Origin of the sequence: Rhodovulum strictum (genome assembly GCF_009649175.1) — a bacterium.
GTDB lineage: Bacteria > Pseudomonadota > Alphaproteobacteria > Rhodobacterales > Rhodobacteraceae > Rhodovulum > Rhodovulum strictum.
Genome location: NZ_WJPO01000036.1, coordinates 1 through 22,376, shown reverse-complemented (window position 1 = coordinate 22,376; position 22,376 = coordinate 1). Strand labels below are relative to the sequence as shown.

At 68.9% G+C, this 22,376-nt stretch carries 30 protein-coding genes; all 30 read left to right on the top strand.

Going from position 1 to position 22,376, the window contains the following annotated elements; genetic code table 11:
• Positions 1–6: 6 nt before the first annotated feature.
• Positions 7–399, top strand: coding sequence for a hypothetical protein (locus GH815_RS16985; protein ID WP_153749939.1), 393 nt, complete (start codon positions 7–9; stop codon positions 397–399).
• A complete protein-coding gene (locus GH815_RS16980) occupies positions 396–617 on the top strand; it encodes a hypothetical protein (protein WP_132694672.1) in 222 nt (73 codons plus the stop codon). Before GH815_RS16985 ends, GH815_RS16980 begins: the two co-directional genes overlap by 4 nt.
• 1 nt (position 618) lies before the next feature.
• Complete coding sequence (locus tag GH815_RS16975; protein ID WP_153749938.1) at positions 619–852, top strand: hypothetical protein; 234 nt, start codon at positions 619–621, stop codon at positions 850–852.
• Positions 849–1,283: a regulatory protein GemA gene (locus GH815_RS16970; protein WP_153749937.1), complete on the top strand. Its 435-nt coding sequence runs from the start codon at positions 849–851 to the stop codon at positions 1,281–1,283. The genes GH815_RS16975 and GH815_RS16970 overlap by 4 nt, the downstream gene beginning before the upstream one ends.
• The gene (locus tag GH815_RS16965; protein ID WP_153749936.1) at positions 1,283–1,918 is read left to right on the top strand and encodes a methyltransferase; all 636 of its coding nucleotides are present in this window, start codon (positions 1,283–1,285) and stop codon (positions 1,916–1,918) included. The genes GH815_RS16970 and GH815_RS16965 overlap by 1 nt, the downstream gene beginning before the upstream one ends.
• Entirely contained in the window at positions 1,915–2,307 is a 393-nt protein-coding gene (locus GH815_RS16960) for a helix-turn-helix domain-containing protein (protein WP_132694666.1), read from the top strand. The genes GH815_RS16965 and GH815_RS16960 overlap by 4 nt, the downstream gene beginning before the upstream one ends.
• 85 nt (positions 2,308–2,392) lie before the next feature.
• Positions 2,393–3,337 carry a glycoside hydrolase family protein gene (locus tag GH815_RS16955; protein WP_132694665.1) on the top strand — a complete coding sequence of 315 codons (945 nt, stop codon included), beginning with the start codon at positions 2,393–2,395 and terminating at the stop codon, positions 3,335–3,337.
• Positions 3,337–3,855, top strand: coding sequence for a hypothetical protein (locus GH815_RS16950; RefSeq protein WP_132694664.1), 519 nt, complete (start codon positions 3,337–3,339; stop codon positions 3,853–3,855). Before GH815_RS16955 ends, GH815_RS16950 begins: the two co-directional genes overlap by 1 nt.
• A complete protein-coding gene (locus GH815_RS16945) occupies positions 3,852–4,097 on the top strand; it encodes a hypothetical protein (RefSeq protein ID WP_132694663.1) in 246 nt (81 codons plus the stop codon). Before GH815_RS16950 ends, GH815_RS16945 begins: the two co-directional genes overlap by 4 nt.
• Positions 4,084–4,584: a DUF1804 family protein gene (locus tag GH815_RS16940; protein ID WP_132694662.1), complete on the top strand. Its 501-nt coding sequence runs from the start codon at positions 4,084–4,086 to the stop codon at positions 4,582–4,584. The genes GH815_RS16945 and GH815_RS16940 overlap by 14 nt, the downstream gene beginning before the upstream one ends.
• Positions 4,581–6,248, top strand: a complete 1,668-nt coding sequence (gene terL, locus GH815_RS16935) for a phage terminase large subunit (RefSeq protein ID WP_153749935.1) — start codon at positions 4,581–4,583, stop codon at positions 6,246–6,248. The genes GH815_RS16940 and terL overlap by 4 nt, the downstream gene beginning before the upstream one ends.
• A complete protein-coding gene (locus GH815_RS16930) occupies positions 6,245–9,148 on the top strand; it encodes a phage portal protein family protein (RefSeq protein WP_153749934.1) in 2,904 nt (967 codons plus the stop codon). The genes terL and GH815_RS16930 overlap by 4 nt, the downstream gene beginning before the upstream one ends.
• A 103-nt stretch (positions 9,149–9,251) precedes the next feature.
• On the top strand, positions 9,252–9,767 hold the full coding sequence (locus tag GH815_RS16925) for a phage virion morphogenesis protein (protein ID WP_153749933.1): 516 nt from the start codon (positions 9,252–9,254) through the stop codon (positions 9,765–9,767).
• Positions 9,768–10,047: 280 nt separating this feature from the next.
• Entirely contained in the window at positions 10,048–11,172 is a 1,125-nt protein-coding gene (locus tag GH815_RS16920; protein ID WP_153749932.1) for a hypothetical protein, read from the top strand.
• A gap of 12 nt (positions 11,173–11,184) precedes the next feature.
• Positions 11,185–11,526 carry a capsid cement protein gene (locus tag GH815_RS16915; RefSeq protein ID WP_153749931.1) on the top strand — a complete coding sequence of 114 codons (342 nt, stop codon included), beginning with the start codon at positions 11,185–11,187 and terminating at the stop codon, positions 11,524–11,526.
• A 14-nt stretch (positions 11,527–11,540) separates the two neighbouring features.
• The gene (locus GH815_RS16910) at positions 11,541–12,497 is read left to right on the top strand and encodes a major capsid protein (protein ID WP_153749930.1); all 957 of its coding nucleotides are present in this window, start codon (positions 11,541–11,543) and stop codon (positions 12,495–12,497) included.
• 2 nt (positions 12,498–12,499) lie between these two features.
• On the top strand, positions 12,500–12,799 hold the full coding sequence (locus tag GH815_RS16905; RefSeq protein WP_153749929.1) for a hypothetical protein: 300 nt from the start codon (positions 12,500–12,502) through the stop codon (positions 12,797–12,799).
• A 66-nt stretch (positions 12,800–12,865) separates the two neighbouring features.
• Complete coding sequence (locus GH815_RS16900) at positions 12,866–13,114, top strand: Acb2/Tad1 domain-containing protein (RefSeq protein WP_153749928.1); 249 nt, start codon at positions 12,866–12,868, stop codon at positions 13,112–13,114.
• 3 nt (positions 13,115–13,117) lie between these two features.
• Positions 13,118–13,378, top strand: coding sequence for a hypothetical protein (locus tag GH815_RS16895; RefSeq protein WP_132694653.1), 261 nt, complete (start codon positions 13,118–13,120; stop codon positions 13,376–13,378).
• The gene (locus tag GH815_RS16890; RefSeq protein ID WP_132694652.1) at positions 13,375–13,797 is read left to right on the top strand and encodes a gp436 family protein; all 423 of its coding nucleotides are present in this window, start codon (positions 13,375–13,377) and stop codon (positions 13,795–13,797) included. The genes GH815_RS16895 and GH815_RS16890 overlap by 4 nt, the downstream gene beginning before the upstream one ends.
• Positions 13,794–14,216 (top strand): phage tail terminator protein, encoded by a 423-nt coding sequence (locus GH815_RS16885; protein ID WP_153749927.1) that lies wholly within the window; start codon positions 13,794–13,796, stop codon positions 14,214–14,216. Before GH815_RS16890 ends, GH815_RS16885 begins: the two co-directional genes overlap by 4 nt.
• Position 14,217: 1 nt before the next feature.
• Positions 14,218–14,376: a hypothetical protein gene (locus GH815_RS16880; protein WP_153749926.1), complete on the top strand. Its 159-nt coding sequence runs from the start codon at positions 14,218–14,220 to the stop codon at positions 14,374–14,376.
• A 2-nt stretch (positions 14,377–14,378) separates the two neighbouring features.
• Positions 14,379–15,308, top strand: a complete 930-nt coding sequence (locus GH815_RS16875; RefSeq protein WP_132694650.1) for a phage tail tube protein — start codon at positions 14,379–14,381, stop codon at positions 15,306–15,308.
• A 9-nt stretch (positions 15,309–15,317) separates the two neighbouring features.
• Entirely contained in the window at positions 15,318–15,695 is a 378-nt protein-coding gene (locus GH815_RS16870) for a hypothetical protein (RefSeq protein WP_132694649.1), read from the top strand.
• A 98-nt stretch (positions 15,696–15,793) separates the two neighbouring features.
• Positions 15,794–16,066 carry a DUF1799 domain-containing protein gene (locus GH815_RS16865; protein ID WP_132694648.1) on the top strand — a complete coding sequence of 91 codons (273 nt, stop codon included), beginning with the start codon at positions 15,794–15,796 and terminating at the stop codon, positions 16,064–16,066.
• Positions 16,059–18,227: a phage tail length tape measure family protein gene (locus GH815_RS16860; RefSeq protein ID WP_153749925.1), complete on the top strand. Its 2,169-nt coding sequence runs from the start codon at positions 16,059–16,061 to the stop codon at positions 18,225–18,227. Before GH815_RS16865 ends, GH815_RS16860 begins: the two co-directional genes overlap by 8 nt.
• A 4-nt stretch (positions 18,228–18,231) precedes the next feature.
• Complete coding sequence (locus GH815_RS16855; protein WP_153749924.1) at positions 18,232–19,560, top strand: phage head spike fiber domain-containing protein; 1,329 nt, start codon at positions 18,232–18,234, stop codon at positions 19,558–19,560.
• Positions 19,557–20,066, top strand: a complete 510-nt coding sequence (locus tag GH815_RS16850; RefSeq protein ID WP_153749923.1) for a DUF1833 family protein — start codon at positions 19,557–19,559, stop codon at positions 20,064–20,066. Before GH815_RS16855 ends, GH815_RS16850 begins: the two co-directional genes overlap by 4 nt.
• Positions 20,063–20,464 carry an NlpC/P60 family protein gene (locus GH815_RS16845; protein ID WP_153749922.1) on the top strand — a complete coding sequence of 134 codons (402 nt, stop codon included), beginning with the start codon at positions 20,063–20,065 and terminating at the stop codon, positions 20,462–20,464. The genes GH815_RS16850 and GH815_RS16845 overlap by 4 nt, the downstream gene beginning before the upstream one ends.
• On the top strand, positions 20,461–22,376 hold a 1,916-nt coding region (locus tag GH815_RS16840), incomplete at its 3' end, for a hypothetical protein (protein WP_153749921.1). The genes GH815_RS16845 and GH815_RS16840, both read left to right, overlap by 4 nt.

The window sequence follows — 22,376 nt, the reverse complement described above, 5'->3', positions numbered from 1 at the left end:
TGAGAGATGTTCGTAAATTGGCCAGTACACTGCGTCGTGTCCGGGGGTTTTGAGTACTTCGGGTTTGTCGAATTTTCCTGGTGGAAGGACGATGACGGTGACCATCGCTTCCATGTGACGGTGCGGCATTTCCAATTCCCGGAGATCGTTGCCGCATGCATCAAGGATGAGCTGATCGAGCGGATCGAGCTTGTGGGCTTCGTCTCTAAGGACGGCGTCGATAAAACGGACGCCCCGACCTTTCTCAACGCGGTGGTCCCAATGGAGGCCCCCGGGATCGCTGCCGATGCGGTCCGCGCCAGCAGGGAAAGAGAGCTGGAGGAGGCTGAGATCGTCGACGACGCCCGCCGCGCAGTCCTCGGAATGACGGACCGACCAATGCGCGAGGTGCGCCCGTGACTGACCCCGCCCCCTGGACCGAAGCCGAGATGCTGGAAGCCGCGGCCCGCGCCGTCGGCAAGATCGACGCGCGCGGCCCCCTGGGCCTGATCCGCGTCACCAGCCGCGAGATCGAGGCGATGGCGCTGACGCTGGTCTGCCTCGGCGTCGTGCCGATCCCGCCCGATGCGCCCCGGCCGGACCGAAGCCCGTTTTCACCGATCCAGAGGAGGGATTGAGATGGCCACGACCATCAAGCCGCGCCCCGGAGATGCCTGCGATCCGCGGTTCCTGGACATGGTGCGCCTGCACTACATGAGCCCGGAGCAGCTGTCCCTGGCCGCCTGCTGGCGCCGGGCGTGCAAGGCCGCCGAGGGCACGGACATCCCGATCGCCAGCTACGCAACGGTGCGGCGGCTGATGTACCGGACCACGCGTCAGCCGGGGCCCCGTCTGCATGCAGGTGCGGCATGAACGCCAACGCGATCATCAATATCGCGCGGGCCGAGCTGGGCCTCGAGGAGGACGATTACCGTGCGCTGCTGGTGCGGGTGACCGGGCAATCGTCGCTGCGCGCGATGACCGAGCGTCAGAAACGGGACGTAATTGACGCGCTGAAGACGCTCGGGTTCAAGGTGCGGCCCGGCAAGCGGGCGAAGACCCGGCCGGCCTCGTCGAAGCCCTACATCCGCATGATCCACGCGCTCTGGGCGTCCTGCCATCGGCTGGGCGTGATCGAGAACGGATCGCGCGAGGCGCTCCGGGCCTTCTGCAAGCGGTTCGTGGCGCATGGCCATGACGGGGTCGCGGTCGATCCGGACCTGCTGTCCTACGCCCAGGCCAGCCCCATCATCGAGGCGCTGAAGAAGATGGAAGCCCGCGGGAAGGCCGGGGGGGCGTCCTGATGGCCCAGAACACAAGCAGCGCGGTCATGCAGCAGCGGCGCGAGCCGAAGGATGCGCTGGACGATTTCCCGACGCCGCCCTGGGCGACCCGGGCGCTGTGCAACTGGCTGCGCACCTGGGCGGTCATGGATACCTGCCGCGAACCGGCGGCGAACCGGGGCCACATGGTCCGCCCGCTGCGCGAATACTTCCGGCAGGTGGAGGCCAGCGACGTCCACGATTACGGGGCGGGCTTCCCGGTGTTCGACTTCATCGGGATGGAGAAGCTGCCGCCCGTCGACTGGACGATCACCAACCCGCCCTTCCGCCTGGCCGAAGCGTTCATCGAGCGGGCGCTGGAGACCAGCCTTCAGGGCGTTGCGATGCTGGTTCGCACCGCCTTTCTGGAGGGTGTGGGCCGCCACGAGCGGCTCTTCAAGCCGCGTCCCCCGTCCTACATCCTTCAGTTCAGCGAACGCGTCGTGATGCACAAGGGGCGGTTGGCCCCCGATGGCAGCACGGCGACCGCCTATTGCTGGGTCATCTGGACGCACGATTTCGACCCTCACTGGGGAGCCCGCTTCGGCTGGGTCCGGCCCTGCCGGAAGCAACTCGAGGCTCCGGGCGACTATCCGGAGGATCCCGGCCTCCAATGACCCGCGCCCCCGCCTCCACCGACGGCCTGCCGGAGTCGCTGATCGACGTGGCCGAGACGCTCGGCCTGCGGGTCGCGCTGCGGCTGATCGAGGTCTGTGGCGGGCAGGAGGTGAAATTCCCCAAATCCCCGCCTCCGGATCACCCGATCATCAAGGCGCTTGGTGAAGAGGACGGGTTTGCGCTATGCAGGTTCCTGGGCGGCGGCATGATCTATGTGCCCCATGCCCGGGCCCGCGCGGTGCGCCACCAGGTGGGCGCGCTGGAGGGCCAAGGCCTGAGCCGGGCCCAGATCGCCCGCCGCCTGGGGATTTCGCAGCGCCACGTGCGGCGCGTGGCGAACGGGCGGACCGCCCGAAACCCCGACCAGCCTGATCTTTTCCACGACTAGACCGCGCAGGCCGGACAGATGTCCGGACTAGGCAACCATGGCGAGCGGGCATCCCTCGGGAAACACCATTGCCCGGGGCCGACCAATGCAGACCAGTGAACAGGGACGCGCGTTCCTCGAAGGCCATGAGGGTGTCGCCCTGCGGGCCTATCGCTGCCCGGCCGGCAAATGGACCATCGGCGCAGGCCTGACCGCCGCCTCGGGCGTCGTCGTGCCGAAGGCGGGCATGGTCATCACCCGCACGGAGGCCAACCGGTTGCTGGCGCTGGCACTCATGCGGAACTACGAGCCCGCCGTCGGGGCCGCCATGCCGGGGGCGAAGCAACACGAGTTCGATGCGGGCGTGTCGTTCCATTTCAACACCGGGGCGATCGGGCGGGCGACGTGGGTCAAGCGCTGGCGCGTGAAGGCGCCGGTATCGGAGATCCGGGCGGCGCTGGGGGAATGGCGAAAAGGCGGTGGCAAGGTCTTGCCGGGCCTCGTGCTGCGCCGCGCGGAGGAATTCGAGATGCTCGCCTACGGTCGCTACGCGGGCATCGACCGCGTGGCGACGGTGCCCGTGCGGGCGGATGGCCTTGCGCGCTTCGCGGTCCCGGTCAGCGAGGCCGAGATCGCCGAAATCCGCAAGGGCTTCGCCTCGCTGGGATTCGATCCCGGAACGAATGCCCACGGCGTGCTGGCCACCACGGCCCGCGAGTTCCAGCGCCGCTACGGCCTGACGGTCGACGGCATCATCGGGCGGGCCACGCTTTCGGCGCTGCAGCGCGCGCTGGATGCGCGGGTCAAGGTCCAGGCGGGCGTCGTCGGTGCGGGCGGTTCGGCCGGGGGTGTCACTGCCGCCCGCGAGCTGCCCGAGGCCGCGCCCGCCGGGCTGGCCGACGCGCTGAGCGCTGCACCGTGGATCGAGCCCATCATCCTCGGCCTCGGCGCGATCTGGCTGGCCTGGCTCGCCTGGACCTATCGTGATGCGCTGGCCGCACGGCTCGATCGCCGTTTCCCGCGCATCGCCGCCAAGCTTCGGAGTATCTGATGAGCGCTGCCCTGGTTTCCATAGCCGCCCAGGTGGGCGCGCCCGTCGTGCGCAAGATCCTCGAACGCCGGATTGGCGCCGCGAATGCCGAACTTGCGGAGCACGTTGTCGCTGCCATCGCCCGTCAAGCCGGGGTGCGCTACGACGAGGTGGAGCAGCTGGCAACCTATCAGCCTGATCGCGTCTCGGATGCGATCCTGGCCGTCGAGAGCGCAAGCCCGGAACTGCTGGCACTCTACACCGCCGAGCTGGAGGCGAAGGCCGCGATGCTCGCGCGCGAGGACGAGGGGCACTGGCTGCGCTGGCTGTGGCGTCCGTTCTGGATGTACCTGCTGGCCTATCTGTGGTGGTGGAACATCCAGGGCGCGCATGTCGCGAACGCGATCTGGAAGACCGCGATCCCGACCGCCCCGTTCGAGGTCCTGCTGGGTCTGACCGTGTCGTACCTGACGCTCTACATGGGCGGCCATACCGGCAAGGCGATTGCCGCCAGTTTCGGGAAGGGTGCCTCGAAGTGAGCGATTTCCATGCCCAGGCCACGCGGGACGAAGCCGCTCACCAGCGTCTGAACGTGCTCGAACCCCGGGTCGCCAAGCTCGAGGTCGACCGTGCGGTCGGCGAGGAGCGGTTCAAGCACATCCAGACCTCGCTCGACCGCATCCAGTCGTCGACCAGCAAGGTCGTCTGGATCGTCCTGACGGCGATCCTTGGCGGGATCATGGCGTTCATCATCAATGGGGGCCTGAATGGCGGCCAGTGACGATACCCGCCGCAAGGCCAGGTCGGACTATGTCTATCGCCGGATGACGGGGGCCACGATCGCCACCGCCTACGGGATCAACCAGGCCACTTTCGGCCGCTGGAAGAAGACCGCCAAGGCCGCCGGTGATGACTGGGACCTGGCGCGGTCGGCCTCGATCATCGCGGGCGAAGGGATCGAGACGGTCGTGTCCTCGGTGCTCGAGGACTTCATGATCATGGCCCAGTCGCTGCTGGACGAGATCAAGAACGGCGAATTGCCGATGGACCAGAAGGTCCGGCACCTGGTCGCGCTGGCGGACGCGATGACCAAGATGACCGCCTCTGCCGGCAAGCTCGCGCCGAAGATCTCGGAGCTCGGGGTCGCCCAGAACGTGATGCACCACCTTCTGGACTTCGTGCGTCAGCACTTCCCGCAGCACGCCGCCGCGATCCTCGAGATCATCGAGCCGTTCGGGGAACGCCTGACCGGCCTCTATTCGTCATGAGCAAGCGCCCCCAGCTGAAGGCCGCCGTCTCGGCCCGGGACTTCCGGGACTCGCTCGCCACCATGGCGGACGAGTTCGCGCGCTGGATCGAGCTTTCCGTCGATGCCTTCCCGGCCGATCCCGATGCCCGGGCGGCGCGGCTGGCGCGCGTGGCCGATCCCGCGGCCGGATTCCGGTTCTTCATGGAAACCTATCTGCCGCATTACGTGAAGGGCGAGCCGAGCCTGTTTCACGAGCACATCTTCGCGCGGGTGCCCGAGATACTGGCGTCCGAGACAGGCGTCAGGGATCTGTTCATCGCGCCGCGCGGTTCGTCGAAATCGACCCATCTCTCGCTCGGCTTCGCGCTCTACTGCATCGTGCGCGGGCTGAAGCGCTACATCCTTGAGGTCTGCGACGTCTACGCCCAGGCCGCGCTGCTGATCGAGGCGATCAAGGCGGAGCTGACCACGAACCCGCGCCTGCAATACGATTTCCGCGAGGCCTGCGGCGAGGGGCGGGTCTGGCGCGAGGGCGAGATCGTCACCCGCGGCAACGTGCGCGTCGAGGGGCTGGGCGCAAACCAGAAGATCCGTGGCCGGCGCCACGGCCCCCATCGGCCGGACCTGATGTTCCTGGACGACCTGGAGAACGACGAGGGCGTCCGTTCGCCCGAGCAGCGTCAGAAGCTGCAGCGCTGGGTCGAACGGGCGGCGCTGAAGGTCGGCCCGCCGGACGGGTCGATGGACGTGGTCTGGGTCGGGACGGTCCTGCATTTCGACGCCGTGCTGGTGCGCGCCGCGAAATCACCGGTCTGGCGGGTGACCGAGTTCCAGGCCATCGTGAAATGGCCGGACCGGATGGACCTCTGGGACCAGTTCGAGGAGGTCTTCGCCAACGAGGGCGAGCCTGCCGCGCGCGCCTTCTACGCCGCGCGCAGGGCCGAGATGGACGCGGGCGCCGTGGTCAACTGGCCGTCGATCCAGCCGCTGCTGTTCCTGATGCTGGAACGCGCGGCGAGCCGTGACGCGTTCCAGACCGAGTACCAGAACAAGCCCATCTCGGACGGCAACCCGTTCGGCAAGCTGGTCTTCTGGACCAACAGGCTGCCCGACCTGATCTATTTCGGGGCGATCGACCCCTCGCTGGGCAAGGCGGGCGGCAAGGCACGAACGGGTCGCGACCCGTCCGCGATCCTGATCGGCGGATTCGATCGGCTGACGGGCCGGATGGACGTGGTCGAGGCCTCGATCCGCCGCCGGCTGCCCGACATCATCATCGCCGACACGATCGCGCTGCAGTGCGAGTACCGCGCGCTTCTGTGGTTCGTCGAGGCGGTGCAGTTCCAGGAATTCCTGCGTACCTCGCTGATGACCGAGGCGGCGAAGCAAGGCGTTGGCCTGTCGGCCGTGCCGATCACGCCCTCGGCCGACAAGAACTTGCGGATCGAGCGGTTGCAGCCGCCGGTGGCCGCCGGCCTGATCCGGTTCCATCCCGCGCACACCACCCTGATCGACCAGCTGCAACAATGGCCGAACGCAGATCACGATGACGGACCGGACTGCCTGGACATGCTGTGGCAGAACGCCCTGCATTTCGCCGGGGGCGGGGGCGCCGGTATCGGTGGCGGCGTGTTGACCGCCGCATCCGACCATATCGACGGCTTGGAGGGCTATAGGCTATGAGCAGACGACGCCGCAGCGCATCCTTCGCCGAACCCGGGCGCCGGAACGTTCCGGCCGAGTCCCGCACGCTGATCGCGAATGCCCGCAACGACATCACGATCCCCTTCTACTCGGGGGTGCTGCAGCACGCCGACGACACGCTGATCCAGCGCGGCGGCGGCAAGGGGCTGAAGATCTATGACGAGATCGAGCGGGATACCCATGCCTGGGCGATGCTCCAGAAGCGCAAGAAGGTGCTGACCGCCCGCGAATGGGTCGTCGAGCCGGCCTCGGACGCACCGCGCGACGTCGAGGCGGCCGAGCTGGTGCGCGGCGCGCTCAAGGCGCTGCCATTCGACCGGGTATGCGAAGACCTGCTCGACGCGACGCTGAAGGGCTTCGCCGTCTCGGAGATCGTCTGGGCCCGTCAGGGCTCGCGCATCTTGCCCGAGCGCATCGTGACGCATGATCAGCGCCGATTTGCGTTCGACGAGCAGTGGCGGCCGCGGCTTCTGACCTGGTCGAACATGCGCGAGGGCATCGATCTGCCCGAGCGCAAGTTCATCGTGCATCGACATGGTGTGAAGGGGAACAACCCCTATGGCCTGGGACTGGGAACGCGGCTGTTCTGGCCGGTGCTGTTCAAGCGCGAGGGCGTCGCGTTCTGGCTGCACTTCGCCGAGAAGTTCGCAGGCCCCACGGTCGTCGGCGAGACGCCCTATGGCACGATGACCGAAGAGCAGCGAAAGCTCCTGGGCACGCTCAGGGACATCCGGACGTCTTCGGCCGTGGTCGTGCCGGTGGGCACGGGCGTCAGGTTCCTCGAGGCGGCGCGGTCCGGATCGGTCACCTACCAGGATTTCCTGACGTATTGGGACAAGCAGATTTCGATCTGCGTGACCGGCGAGACGCTGACCACCGATATCGGCGATACAGGATCGCGCGCGGCGTCCGAGACGCATGCCGACATGCTGGCGATGCTTGTCGACGGAGACGGCGACCTGTTGTCCGACACGCTGCGCGAGCAGCTCGTGACCTGGATCGTGGACTACAACCTGCCGGGCGCGGGCGTGCCCAGCGTCTGGCGCGTCCGCCCCGAAAGCGAGCGCGAGAAGGCCGACACGCGCCGCGCCCAGGCCGAGGCCGCGTCCGCCGCGACGGTGGCCCTGCGTCAGGTCCTGTCGCTGGCCGCGTCGATCGAGGACGATGAGGCCGCGAGGGCGTTCTTGGTGGCATCGGGTGTCGTGCCCGATCTGTCGGAGGACGAGATCAACGCCCTGGTCGCCATCCGGACGACGGTCACACCTCCCGCGGCTCCGACCGTGCCGGGTGATCCGGCCTTTTCCGCCCCGCCTAAAAAAAAAGTCCCTGACCATGTCTGCCTTGCCGCCGGGCCGGGGCCGGCCGAACGGGTCCGCGACCAGCTGACCGAGGCCGTCCGACCGCATTTCGCACGGCGGCTGGCTGCGATCCGCCAGGCCATCGCCGACGCGCCCGACGTCGAGGCCGCGGCCCGATCCCTGCTCGAGCTCGGCGCGCGCTGGACGCCGGATGCGCTGGCCCGGCCGCTGGGCGAGGCGATGGAGCTGGCGATGTACGAGGGGCGCGAGACCGTGTTCCGGGATCTCGGCGGCGAGGTGGCCGACAATGCGATCGAGGTCGCGCCGCAGGCGTTTCGCGAGCAGATCGCGTTCCAGCGCCAGAAACGGCCCGCTCCCACGAAATCCTGGACCGACGCGCTGCGCGGCGTCCACGACCGGAAATTCGTGATCGCGGGGGCGACCGACATGGCGATGCTGGAGGATTTCCAGGAGGCCATTCTCGACTACCAACGGAACGGCCGCTCGATCGCGCAATTCGGCGAGGACTTCGACCGGATCGCCGAAAAATACGGCTGGGCCTATCGCGGCGAACGGAACTGGCGCATCCGCACGATCCTGGAGACGAACGTGCGCACCAGCTTCATGGCGGGCCGGCTGGCGCAACTGCGCGATCCCGACATGGTCCGGCTGCGCCCCTATTGGCAGTACGTCCACGGTGACAGCCGCATTCCCGCCGAGCCGCGCCCGCAGCATCTGGCCTGGCACGGACTGGTCCTGAGGTGGGACGATCCCTGGTGGGATACCCATTTCCCGCCCAATGACTGGCTGTGCAGCTGCGGCGTCCGGCCATTGTCGGAGCGCGACCTGCGCAAGCTCGGCAAGACCGGGCCCGACACGGCGCCGATGGACGCGCTGGTGCCGGTGATCGACAGGGCCACCGGCCAGATGGTGATGAAGCCCACGGGGATCGGGGCGGGCTGGGACTACATGCCGGGCGACCGGTGGGAACGCGGGCTGGTGCCGTCCGCCCTTATCGCGGAGGCGGGCGGCCTGTCGGCAGGGCGCCAGCTTGTCCAGATCGACTCGCCCGCGCCGCTCGACGATCTGGTCGCCGCCGCGCGCCCGTTCGACGCGCCCTTGCTGGATGGTGATCTGGATCCGGACGCGATGATCGCGGCCTTCCTGGAGATGTTCGGCGCCGAGCCGGGGCGCGCGGTGCTGCATGTCGACCAGGCGGGCGGCCGGATGCCCGTCTCGGACGAGTTGTTCCGCGACAGCCGCACCGGCAGGCTGAAGGTCGGAAAGCGGGACCGTGGCCGCTTCCTGCTCTGGCTGGCCGAGACCCTGCTCGATCCCGATGAGATATGGATGGGCGTCGTCGAGAAGCTTGATCCAGACACCGGCCTGGTCCGCGATGTCGTCGTCGATCGGCGCTTTATCCGGACCGACGGGACGCACGGGCTTCTGGTGGTGTTCGAGTCCGGGACCAGGCCCTGGGACGCGGTGACGGCCTACGACACGACCGATGCGAAGGGGCGTCCCTCGCTCGGCCTATGGGACCGGCGCCGCGGCGGCAAGCTGCTCTGGAAACGAAAATGACGGCCGGGGTGATCCGACCGTCCTGCCAGGTCCCTAGCAGGAGCATCACCGCTCTTCGGGTTCCCGGACACTTGGAATATAGGCGTTTCAGCGGGGTCTTGCAATGACCGGCGTCACGATGACCGTCACGATCGACGACCTGGAGGCGCAGGAGCGGCTGCGCACCCTGGTCGAGCGGATGGACAATCCCGCCGGGTTCTACAAGCAAGTTGGCGAGGAGATCGTACAGTCGACGCAGCGCAACTTCGCGTCCGAATCCGCGCCGGACGGCACGCCCTGGGCGGCGCACGCCCCCTCGACCATCCGCCAGCGCATCCGGCGCGGCCAGGTGCCCATCACCAAGCTGCGCCGCAACGGCTATGGCCAGACCCTCTACAACTCGCTGAACGCGCGCCCTTCGGCCGAGGGCGTGACGGTGGGCACGCCCATGCCCTATGGGGCCATTCACCAGCTCGGCGGCACGATCCGGCGGGAGGCGCGCACGGGCCGCCTGTTCGGGCGCGAGAATGTCTCGGTCCGCGCCTACACGATCACGATTCCCGCGCGTCCCTATCTCGGTCTCTCGGCCGAGGACGAGGAGGCGATCATCGAGCTGGCCGACGCCTGGTTGCGCGGCTGATGAGCGCCCTCGCTGAGCGGGCCGGAGAGGCCCCGGGATGGTCCGGGCGTCCCGACGCCCGTCGAAACCCGTGGAGGGCCGTTAACCCCCCGTTAGAATCGCGCTCCGCACCGATCCGGCGGCATCGGTGCCGCATGGCCGCATTCCGCGCTTGAGCGGCAGACCGATCCGGCGCATGCTCTGACCATCGGGAGACCAGGAGGGGCCGGACAAACGTCCGGTCTTTTGCGTTTCCGGGCTGCGCCATGGTGCCATCCAGCAACCACCTGGATGGACCCTGATGGCCCCTGCCGCCCGAACCGCGCGCATCGAAGTCTTCCGCCCCGGCACCTTCACGCCGATGCAGGGCGATGCGCTGACCTATTCCGCCGCCGATCTGAAGGCCGTGGCCGACGCCTACGACCCCGAGACGGCGCCCGCGCCCATCGTCGTCGGGCATCCCGCGACCGATGCCCCGGCCTTCGGCTGGGTCCGGGCGTTCGAGTACGACGCGACCGAGGGGCGCCTCTTTGCCGAGGCCGGCGAGATCGACCCCGCCTTTGCCGAAGCGGTGAAGGCCGGGCGCTACAAGAAAGTTTCGCTCAGCTTCTTCCGGCCCGACCATCCGGCGAACCCGGTGCCTGGCACCTGGTACCCGAAACACGTGGGGTTCCTGGGCGGCGCCGCGCCGGCCGTGCCGGGCCTGCGCAACGTGCAGTTCGCGATCCCGGCCGACGAGGCCGCGACCTTCACCGGCGAATTCGCCTGCCGCGCCGGGGACGAGGCCGCGGGCATCCTGCGCGGTCTGCGCGACTTCCTGATCGAGAAGTTCGGTCTGGAGGATGCGGACAAGGCGCTCCCGGCCTATCGGCTCGAATGGCTGGAAAGCATCTCCGCCGATCCGGGCGACAAGCCCGTGTTCGCCGCCCCCGACACCCCGGCCGTTCCCCCTGACCAGAAGAAGGAGTCCGCTGTGACCAGGCAGCCCGATCCCGCCTTCGCCGAGCGCGAAGCCACCCTGACCGCCCGCGAGGAGCAGCTGAAGGTGCGCGAGCGCGACCTTGCGCATGCCGACAACGTCGCCTTCGCCGAGGGGCTCGTCTCCGAAGGTCGCCTGTTGCCGGCATCGAAGGACAAGGTCGTCGCGATCCTGGACGCGCTCCCGGCCGAGACCTCCGTCAGCTTTGCCGCCGGGGAGGCGATCACGCCCGCCGCCGCGATCCGCCAGATCCTGGCCGAGCAGCCCAAGGTGGTGAGCTTCGGCGCGCTCGACCTGCCGGAGGCGGGCCAGAGCGACGGGGCCAGCTTCGCGGCCGACGGCAAGCCCGTCGATCCCGCCGGACTCGAGCTGCACCACAAGGCGCTGACCTTCCAGCGCGCCAACCCCGGCACGGCGTATATGGACGCCGTGCGCGCCGTTTCCTGACCGGAGGCCCCCATGCTGCGCACCTATCATTCCATCCTGTCGCTGACCGCCACGGCATCCGCCCTGTTCGCGGCCGGCGATCTGGTCGGGTTCAACGACGCCCCGATCGTTCTCGAGGATCAACCCGTCAAGGGTGTGGCCCAGAACCCCGCAACCGAGATCGGCCTGGACGTGGCGCTGACCGCCATCGGCGTCGAGACCGTGACCGCCTCGGGGCCGATCACGCCGGGCGCGAAGCTCGTGTCGGCCGCCGGAGGGGGCGTCAAGGTCGCCGGTGCCGGTGCCGCCAACATCTTCGCCACCGCCCTGACCGCCGCTGCGGACGGGGAACTCGTCCAGATCCTGATCCGCTGAGGAGCGACACAGTCATGAACCAACTCGTCAACCAGCGCACCGCGGCGGTCGTCGATCCGATCCTGTCGACCCACGCCCGCGGCTACCGCAATCTCGAGTTCATCTCGCACCTGCTGTTTCCGCGCGTCACGATCCCGAACCGGTCGATGCGGGTCATCAAGTTCGGCAAGGAGAGCTTCCGCAAGCTGAATACCCGCCGCGCGCCCGGCGCCGACAAGAAGCGCATCCAGTACGGCTATGCGTCCGACCCCGTCGCGCTGATCCAGGATGCGCTGGAGGGCGTGGTGCCGATCGAGCACCAGGAAGAGGCGATGAGCGTGCCGGGCATCGACCTGGGCCAGGGTGCCGTCAACATGGTGCTCGACGTCGTCGATCTCGGCCACGAATACGAGGCCGCCCAACTGGCCCGCAACGCCGCGAACTACGACTCGAACCACAAGCTGCCGCTGGCGGGCTCCGCGCGCTGGACGAGCCCCGCATCGGTGCCCTCGGAAGACATCGACGAGGGCAAGGAGGCGATCCGCCGCTCGATCGGGCGCTATCCGAACACGCTGGTTCTGGGCCCCACGGCGTTCAATGGGCTCAAGCGCAATCCGAGCGTCAAGGAGCAGTTCAAGTACACGTCGAAGGAAAGCATCACCGCCGAGATGCTGGCAGCCTATTTCGACATCAAGCGCGTGATCGTCGGCAAGGCGGTCTGGCTGCCCGAGACTGCGGATGACGCGACGCTGGCGACCGATGTCTGGGGCGACGACGCGATCCTCGCCTATGTCCCCGAAGCGGGCGACACGTTCCAGGTCCCGTCCTACGGCTATACCTACGAGCTGCGCGGCTATCCCCAGGTCGAGCAGCCGTATTTCGAGCGGTCGAACGACAGCTGGATCTACCCGACCAAGGTCGAGCGCCGGGTCTACCTGACCGGCGCCGAGGGCGGGTTCCTGTTCCAGGGTGCCGGCGGACCGGCGGCGTGACGATGGCCGAGCGGGTCTCCATCACGCTGATCGGGCGGGCCAAGGTCGACGGCCAGCGCCACCGCGCGCTGGACGTCATCACGGTCTCGCCCGTGATCGCCGCGCAGCTGCGCGCGGCGGGCGTGGTGGCGCCCGAGCAGAATACCCAGCGAGGCGGCGAAGACAGCCCCGAGCCGCAAGGCGACAGGGCCGAGCCGCGCCTTGAGGCGACCGGCGAAGAACCGGCGCCGACCGCGGGGGAGGCGGTGACCTCCCCCGCACCCAAATCCCGGCCCCGCAGAGCCAGGGCGACGAAGGGCTAGCCCTTCCTGCCCGGGGGCGGTCCGCCGCCCCCGGGATCCCGACCAGACAGGACCAGGAGAGCCCAGATGTCCGACCATGCCGGCCTGCCCGTCCAGGGTTACCGCCCGCAAAGCGGCGATGCCGTCGAGACGGTGAACACCAACAAGACCTTGGAAGAGCGCGTGTTGCGCCAGCTCGACGCGCTCGCCGCCGATCCCGCGACCGACAAGCGCTGGCTCGCGATCGGTCGCACCGCGATCGAGCAGGGCTTCATGGCCGTGAACCGCGCGGTGTTCCAGCCCGGCCGCATCCCGCTGCCCGAGGACGAGGCCTGAGCGATGGCCCGTCCCGCCCCGATCACCGCCGCCGATCTGCGCCGGGCCGCCGCCCGGGTCCGCGCCCAGGCCGCCCTGGTCGCCCGTGACGGCGGGGCGATCGACGCGGGCGCCTTCAATGTCCGGGTGCGCCAGTCGTCTGGCACGCATGTTGTGCGCGGCGCGGGGATCGTGGCCTCCTGCACGGAGGGCTATCTTCGCGCGTTCCGTGTCTGGGCCGACAAGGCCGAGGCCCGCGCCGTCGAGATGGAGGCGGGCGGATGAGCTATGCCGTCCTGGCTGACCTGATCGCGCGGGCCGGTCACGTCGAAATCCTGCAGGTCGCGGATCGCGACGGTCTGGGCGTCCCCGATCCGGATGTGATCGCCGCCGCCCTGGCCGATGCGGACAGCACCATCAACGGCTATGTCCGCGTGAAATACGCCCTCCCGCTGCCCGGCACGCCGAGGTTGCTGAACACCTGGGCGGTCTCGATCGCGCGTTACGTGCTGCACCGCGACGGCGCGCCCGACCATGTCACCGCGGATTACAAGGATGCCATCGCCGGGCTGAAGGACGTTGCGCGCGGCCTGATCACCTTGCCCGACGCCGCCGGAGAAACCCCGGCCGAGGTTGCCGGCACCCATGTCGCCGCCTCGCCGCGCGAGGTCTTCACGCGCACCCATCTCAGGGGGTGGCGATGATCGGGGCGGTCGTCCAGCGCCTGGTCTCGGCCGCACCGGAGCTGGCCGGGGTCGAGGTCGCCGAGGATGTCGAGGCGCTGGCCAAGGGCACGGCTGCCGCGCATGGCACATGCTTCGTGATCCCTTACCGGGAACGGGCCCGGCCAAACCAGATCGCAACCGGCGGGTATCGTCAGCTCGTCCAGGTGCAGATCCTGACGGCCTTCGTCGTGCGCCACCACAACGACGCCCGCGGGGCCGAGCGCGCAGCCATGTTCGACGGGCTCAAGCGTGCGGTCGAGGCCGCGCTGGCCGGCTGGCTGGCCGACGAGTGCGAAGATCCGTTCGAGCTGGTCGGTGGCGAGAGCAGCCCGCTTGCCACAGGCGTCAGCATTTACGTCCAGACGTGGGAAACCACGCGATTTCTGACGGGGGAATGACATGGGCACGACTACCGACCCGACGAAACCGACAAGCGGAGGCAGCTATGTCCGCGATCCCGATACGGGCGCGCTGAGCCGGGAGGGCTCTGCTGCCGCCCCGTCCAATACCGATGACGCGCCGCAGCCGATCCGGCGCATGCCCCGGAAAGGAACCTGACCATGGCCATTCGCCGCCACCGCAAGCTGGCCATCCTGCACAAGATCGAGTCGGGCTACGGCGTCGATGCCGCCCCGGCTGCGGCCGATGCCATCATCGCGACCAACGTGACCATCACGCCGATCGAGGCGGACGAGGTCTCGCGCGACCTGATGCTGCCCTACATGGGCCAGCAGGGCATCACGCTGGAGGGCCAGCACGCCAAGATCGAGTTCGACGTCGAGATCGCAGGTGCCGGTGCCGCGGGCACCGTGCCGCGCTACGGCTCGCTGCTGCGGGTGTCGGGCATGGCCCAGATCATCGATCCCGGCGTCAAGGTGACCTACCAGATCGTCGAGGACGACACCGAGTCGGGCTCGCTCTACTTCGTGTCGGACAAGGTCCAGCATGTGATGCTGGGCTGCCGCGCGACCTGGACGATGTCCTTCGCGCCCAAGGCCATCCCGCGCTTCCGCTTCTCGATGATCGGGATGCTGGGCACGATCACCGACCTGGCGGCAATGCCCGCGGTGACCATGGCGGGCTGGACCACGCCGGCGACGGTGTCGAAGGCCAACACGACGATGACGCTGCATGGCTGGTCCTCGGTCGCCGAAAGCCTGAGCCTCGATCTGGGCAACACGCTCGTGCCCCGGTTCCTGATCGGCGACGAGGAAATGATGATCGGCGACCGCTCGAGCTCGGGCAGCGCGGTTGTCGTCGCCCAGCCGCTGTCGGTCGTGAACTGGTTCGAGCGGGCACAGGCCCGGACGCGCGATGCCCTGTCGCTGGTGCATGGCAAGACGGCCGGCAACATCGTCGAGGCCGCCTCCCCTGCCGTCGAGATCGGCAAGCCCACCCAGGGCGAGCGCGACGGCATCGTCAACTATTCGCTGCCGCTCTCGCTGTGCCCGCTGACCGGCATGGACGAGATCGCGCTGATCGTCCGCTGAGAGGTTGCCATGAAGTTTCGCCTGTCCAGCACCGCGCCGCGCTACTGGTGGCCCGTCAAGGTGCGCATCCCCGATCCTGATCGGCCCGGCGCCGTCGTCACGCAGGAACTGAAGGTCCAGTTCGAGGCCCGCACGCGCGAGGCGACGCTGGCCGCGCAGGAAGAGTACGCAGCACTCACGACGGATCGGGACCGCGCCGCGCATGAACATGCCGAACTGCGCGGCATCGTGAAGAACTGGGACGATGTCGTCGACGACGAGGGCGGGGCCGTCGCCTTCAGCGACGAGGCGTTCGAGGCTGCGCTTCAGCACGTCTGGTTCCGCACCGCGCTTTACCGGGCCTTTGTCGAGAGCTCGGCCGGCGAGGAGGCGCGTCTGGGAAACTGAGGGAGGCGGCGCGCGCCTGGGCGCGCGACCGCCTCGGGATCGCAGACCCGGCCAGACCCGCGTCGATCGACGCCGATCTGGCCAGCGATTTCGCGGCGATGGGCGTGGACCTGGCCGAAACGGGGATCGAGACGGAAGAGGACGAATTCGAGGTGTGGCAGTCGAACTGGGACAGCGTTGTGGCATTTCTCGCCTGCGAGACCCAGTGGCGTCTGGCCGCGGGTCTGGCGGGCGCGGTCTGGCTCGGGCTGGACTATGGCGCGGTCGACATCGTGCTGCGTCACCATCACCTGCCCTCCGGCGTGTTCGTGGACATCCAGTTCATGGAGCGCGCGGCGATGGCCGTGCTGAACGGGGCGCGCGATGGCTGAGAAGCTGGTCTATTCCATCTTCTTCACGGCCAAGGCCGACCAGGTCAAGGCGGCCGCCAACGATGTGAAGCGCGACCTGGCCGCCGTTGCTGGAGAGGCGCGCGGCTCGGCCGAGGCGGCCCGCCACTATTCGCAGGCCATCGAATCCAGTTCGGCCGCAGCGCGTGCGGCGGCCGTCGCCACCCAGACCGGGGCGGGCGCGGTGAAGCAGATCGGCCAGGCCAGCGCGCTCAGTGCCGGACAGGTCGCAAACCTGGGCTACCAGTTCAACGATATCGGCGTGATGCTCAGCGCCGGGCAATCGCCCCTGATGCTGGCCATGCAGCAAGGCACGCAGGTCGCCCAGATCCTGGGCCCGATGGGGGCGGCCGGTGCTGTCAGGGCGCTCGGGGCCGCATTCGTGCAGGTGCTGAGCCCGGTCAACCTGGTCACCATCGGCACGATCGCCGCCGGCGCGGCGCTGGTGCAGTGGATGACAGGCGCGCGCGACGAGGCACTGTCGCTGGCCGACGCGGTCGACCGCCTGGCCGACACGACCAAGTCCTGGCGGGACGCCGTCGATCAGGGCGGTCTGGACAAGCTGTTCAAGCAGTTCGGCGACGTCACCCCGGACATCATCCGGATGAATCGCGAGTTGCAGGATCTCCGCCTGCGCCAGCTGGCGCTCGATGCGGCCGAGGCGGCCAAGACCCTCTCGGACGTGTTCGAGCGCGACGGCTTCCTGAAGACCGGCGCCCGGCAGCTGCAAGACCTGTTCGGACTGTCGCTGGGCCAGCTCGCCCAGATGCAGGCGCTGATGCGGCGGATCGGCGAGGCCGACACGATCGAGGCACAGATCGCCGCGATCGACAGGATGCAGGCCGCCATTCTCGGGGCGACCGGCGGCGTCGAGAACATGACGCGAGAGCAGGCCGAGTTCTATTCCGAGACGCTGAGGGCTGAAGAGGCGCTGCGGGCCGCGGCCGCCGCGACAAGCGGTGCGATCGGACAGACGGACGCCTGGGCCTCGGCGATGGCCGGTGTCAGGTCCGAGGTCGATGCCATCCTGGCCTCGCTGTCGAGCCTGGGCGGCACCGCCCTGAGCAATGCCTCGAAACAGGCGGAGCTGCAGGCACTGCAGGCCGGCAAGAGCGTGCGGGAGGCGGCGCGCGCGGCCCAGGAGTTCCGCCGCGAGGCCGAGTTCGACGCCCGGGCGCAGGGTGCCAACTGGTTCGAGCGCCAGGTCATCGAGTTCGAGCGCGGCGTTGCGCGATACGGCGATGCGCTCGACCGCCAGCTCGACCAGGAGCGCGAGGCCGCGCGCGAGCGGGATCGTCCGGCCCGGTCCGGCGGTGGTGGCGGATCGAGCGGGGTCGATCTCGGACTCGCCGACGCACAGCGCCTTTACGACCAGACCCGGACGGCGGCCGAGCAATACGCCGCCGAGGTCAAGCGCATCAACGACCTGCACCGTCTCTTCCCATCCATCGTCACCGAAGACGTCAAGGGGCGCGCGCTCGACAAGCTGAAGGAGGATTACACGGAGCTTGGCCGGTTGGGAAAGGATGCCGCGGCCGCCATCCGTCAGGCATTCGACGGCATCTTCGACGATCCGAAACGGGCGGCGCAGGACCTGGCCGCCCAACTCGCCAAGATGGCGCTCTTCCAGCAAATGGCCAACTGGTTTCCGTCCGTCTTCGGTGCCAGCGGCGCGGTGCCGCTGGTCTCGCGTGCCGGGGGTGGCCCGATCTCCGGGCCCGGCACGTCCACCTCGGACAGTATCCTGATGTGGGCCTCGAATGGCGAGTACATGGTCAATGCCGCCTCGACCGCGCGCTATCGTCCGCTGCTCGAGGCGATCAATTCCGACCGGACCGGCCAGATGCTGCATGCGCTGCCGCGGCGCGCGGCGGGCGGAATCGTCGGCGGAGGAGCAGCCTGGGCGGCACCGGTGGCCGCGCTCAGGACGGCCGCCGGGCAGACCGCAGCCGATTCCGGACAACGCGGAACCGTGGTGCAGGTGAACAACTACGGCACCGATCCGGCCACAACCGAACGCCGAACGGGACCGAACGGCGAAGAGCTGATCGAGGTGGTCGTCGGACGGCAATGGGCGCGCGGGCGCTACGACAAGGCCGCGCGGTCCCGGCACGGCGTCGCGCCCGAACCGGTGAGGAGATGAGCCGATGAGCCCGTACTGGCCGCTGGATCTTCCCCAGGCCCCCGAACGCCGCTCCTGGACCGGTGGTCCGCGCGAGGACCGGGCAATCTTCGAGCCGGATGTCGGGCCGTTTCTCGCGCGCGCGCAAACCACCGACGATACCTGGGTCTGGAACGGCACCTTTCCGATGCTCACCTTCTCGCAGGTCGATCGGTTCCGCACATGGTGGCGGACCGAGTTGCGCCGCGGCACTCTACCCTTCATCTGGCGCGACCCTGTCTTGCGGGACCCTGCCCTGTGGCGGATCGTCGGCGGGACGGACCGGCCCTGGAGCATCGCCTCGAGCGGGGGGCGCCATTTCGACCTGTCCATGACGTTGATGCGGCTGCCCGGTGTGCCGTGGAGCGCACCCTATGTGCCCGCGGGCATGTCGGTGGCGCCGTCACGAGTGGCGGATTTCTCAGGCGGCGTGTTCGGAGTCGGCGCAGGCCGGGTTGCGATGGCGTCGGTCGCGGCGGAAGTCGCGGCTGGCCAATACTGGCTGTACGACGCGGCGGCGAACCTGCTGAGCCATCCCAGCGAGTTCGACGCTGCCGCATGGAGCAAGACCGGGGTCAGCGTGCTTGCAGACATCGGTACCGCACCGGACGGGACGTTGACGGCGGACAGGATCAGAGAGGACGCCAGCAGCGGCGCCCACAGGGCCGTGCGCACAGGTGTACCGATTCGGCCAGTCACCGGCTACGCGCTCGGAGGGTTCCTGATCGCGGCAAACCGCCGTTATGGGCGCATTCGCGCGGGCACTGACGCTGGCTTTATTACCCAGCAGGAGTTCGACATAGCCGCCCCGCCGACGGGCCTGACGCTGGCCGGTGGTGGGTGGCGTCGCGGGACGGTGGTGTTCACGACCCAGGCATTGGCATCGATACTATCCAATACGGGGTTCATCCTTTGGGATACGCCGACAGGCGGTTCGGGTGGCGGAGACAACTATTCAGGCGACGGGTCGTCGGGTGTGAGGCTGTGGGGGGCCTATCTGACCGACCTGACCGGGTTGGCCGGGACGTGGGTCATAACCTATTCCGGCGCGGCCGGCACCGCGCTGCGGGGCACCACGGGAGAGGCGACAATATCCGGCAATGGCACGCTGGTGGTCGCCTATGACCGGACATCGACGCTGGCTTACGCCGCTGGGGCTGACGCATTTGCGACGGGGCCCTGGGTGCCACCGGGAGGGTTCCTGACGCTCGACGGAGCGGGCACGGTCACGCGCGCCGTGCACTATCCGGAGAAGCTGCCGCCGGCCACCTGCCGTGCGTTGGCGACCGGCCTTCTATCGGCGGTGAAGCCATGACGAGGGCCATCCCCGCGACCATCCGCGAAACCCTCGAACGCTCGTCGATTCCTGACGCCCTGCTCGCGTTCCTGACGATCGAGCACGAGAACCTGCCCGAACCGATACGGGCCGTCAGCGATGTGCTCGACTATGTGTGGGGCGGGCATGTCTTCCAGGGCGTTCCGTTCGGTTTCAGGCTGGCCTCGGACAACGATGCCGCGCCGACGGCCGAGCTGCGCGTGCAGAATGTCGACCGCGTCCTGGGCGAGGCGGTGCGCAGGCTGCCCGGCCGGGCGCGGATACGGGTCGAGCTGCTGTCATCGGCCGATTTCGACCTGACCGCCGTGCCCCGCACCGAAATCGGGACCGCGACACCGATTTACGCCATGCGGCATTTCGAGCTGATCGACGTGACCGGCCAGGCGATCGAGGTGACGGGGACGGTGATGCTGCGCGACTATGCGCAGGAGCCGTGGCCGGGCGTGTCAGCCACGGCTTCGCGCTGCCCGGGGCTGTTCCGATGAGCTGGTGGGCAGGATATGTCGGGATCCCGTTCGAGGACGGCGGGCGCGGGCGGTGCGCCTGCGATTGCTGGGGTCTGGTGCGGCTGGTCCATGCCGAATGCCTCGGGGTCGAACTGCCCTCCTATGGCGAGATCAGCGCGCGCGACCTGGTCCGCGTGGCGCGCGCGATCGGGGCCGGGCAGGCCGATCCGTGCTGGGAGGTCGTGGACATCCCGGCGGCATTCGACGTCGTGCTGATGCGGGCGCGGGGCGATTCCCGATCCGTCGCGCATGTCGGCATTGCCGTCGATGCCGAACGGCTCCTGCATACCGAGGCCGCCACGGGGGCGGTTGTGGTGCCGATGCCGCATCTGTCGGTCGCCGGTCGGGTCATGGGCTTCCGGAGGTACCGGAGATGACCGTTCTGGCCGTTCACCGCCCGCCCTTCGCCTTCGAGCCGCAGGTCGCCTGGCTGCCCGAGGGCCTGAGCCTGCTCGAGATGGTCGGGCGCATGCGCGGGCTGCCAGCGGGTTTCAGCGAGCGCGGGATCATCTGCATCAACGGCCACCCGGTCCCGCGCGCGGCCTGGGCGCTGGTGCGGCCCAAGGCGCAGGCCAATGGCCAGCCGGTCGAAGTGACCTTTCACGCACCTCCGGCGGGCGGTGGGCGAGACGGCAAGAACGTCTTTGCCGTCGTGGCGAGCTTCGCGCTGATGGCCGCCACGGGCTGGATCGCGGGGGGCGGGTTGAAGACCGCCGGGGGACTGTTCGCCGCGGGCAGCCCCAGCGCAACGCTTCTCGCAGCGGGCGTCAGCTATGCCGGGTCGCTGCTGCTGTCGTCGCTGGTGTCGACGCCCATGGCGCGCCAGCAGCAACGCAAGACGCGCAATCCGGGCGATGCCGGTGCGGCGGGCAACCTGCTGGAGGCGAACGCCCCTGTCCCGCGGGTCGTCGGCGAGATGAAGGTCTTTCCCCCGCTGGCCGCCGAACCGCTGGTCTATTTCGACGGCCCCGACGAGGTGGTCGAAGCGGCCTTCGTGCTCGCCGGGCCGCATCGGATCGAGGATATCCGCGTCGGAACCGCCGAACTCGGCACGCTCAGCGGTGTGGATTACGAGGTGCGCGAAGGCTGGCCGGGGGACCGGCGCATATCCCTGCTGCGTCGCCAGGCCCGGACCGAGGCGCTGCAGACCGAACTGCGTGGTCACCAGGTGGGCGACGACGGGCTGACGCTGGACAGCGCCACCGGCGATACGGCCAGTGCGTTGCCGCAGGCCGTGGCATTCGCCACACGCGATGCGCCGGACGAACACTGGCTTCACCTGGTGTTCCCGGGCGGGCTGCATCGCAACGGCGACGATGGGCTGGCCCTGCGCGTGCCCCTGCGGCTCCGGATGCGGCGGCTCGGGACCGAGAACTGGATCGACCTGCCCGAGCTGCATTTCCAGGGCTCGGATGTCCGGCAGATGCGCAGCACGATCCGACTGATGTGGGCCGATGACGCCACGACCTCGCCTGGCGCCTCGCAGGGCGAAGGCTGGGTCCATGCCCGCGTGACGGCGCCGGGCCAGACGATTGCGCCCGCCTCGGCCAGCTGGGCAGCGCATCCGTATTTCGCGGGCGCGGGCGATCCGTGGCTTGATGCCGGCAATATCGGCGGCACCGGCGTCCGGCATGTGATCATGTCGCGCTACGAGGCACGGATCATGCTCGATCCTGCCGTGTTCCCGAAGGGGCGCTACCAGATCGAGATCCGCCGCGGGGCGGCCTTCCGGGCATCGACCTTCTCGGCCGCGGGCTACACGGTGGGCGGGTCGGTGTGGGATTTCTGGGGCGTCAGGGGGACGCCCGGGCAGATCGTGTACAGCCGGAACGGCGTCATGGATACGCTGCAGCTGGTGCGCTCGGTCTCGGTCTGGAACGAGCACCCCTTTCCCACCGATGCCCTGGCCATCGTTGCGGTGCGCGCACGCAACCGCAATCTCGAGTCGCTCAGTTGCCGGGCGGGCGGCTATGTGCGCGACTGGAACGGCAGCGCCTGGGCCGCCTGGACAGTGACCGACAACCCCGCCCCGCACCTTCGGGCGATCTGGACCGGCGCGCAGAACCTGGACCCGGTCCCGGCCGACATCATCGACGATGACGACCTCGTCCAGTGGCGCGCGGCCTGCGACGATCTGGGCTACCGTTGCAACGCGATCTTCGACGGGCAAACCGTCATGGAAGCGGCCGAGATCGTCGCAGGCTGTGGCTATGCCAAGCCCCGCATGTCCGAACGCTGGGGCGTTGCGCGCGACCTGGACCGCTCGGCCGAGGCCCCCGTCCAGATCTT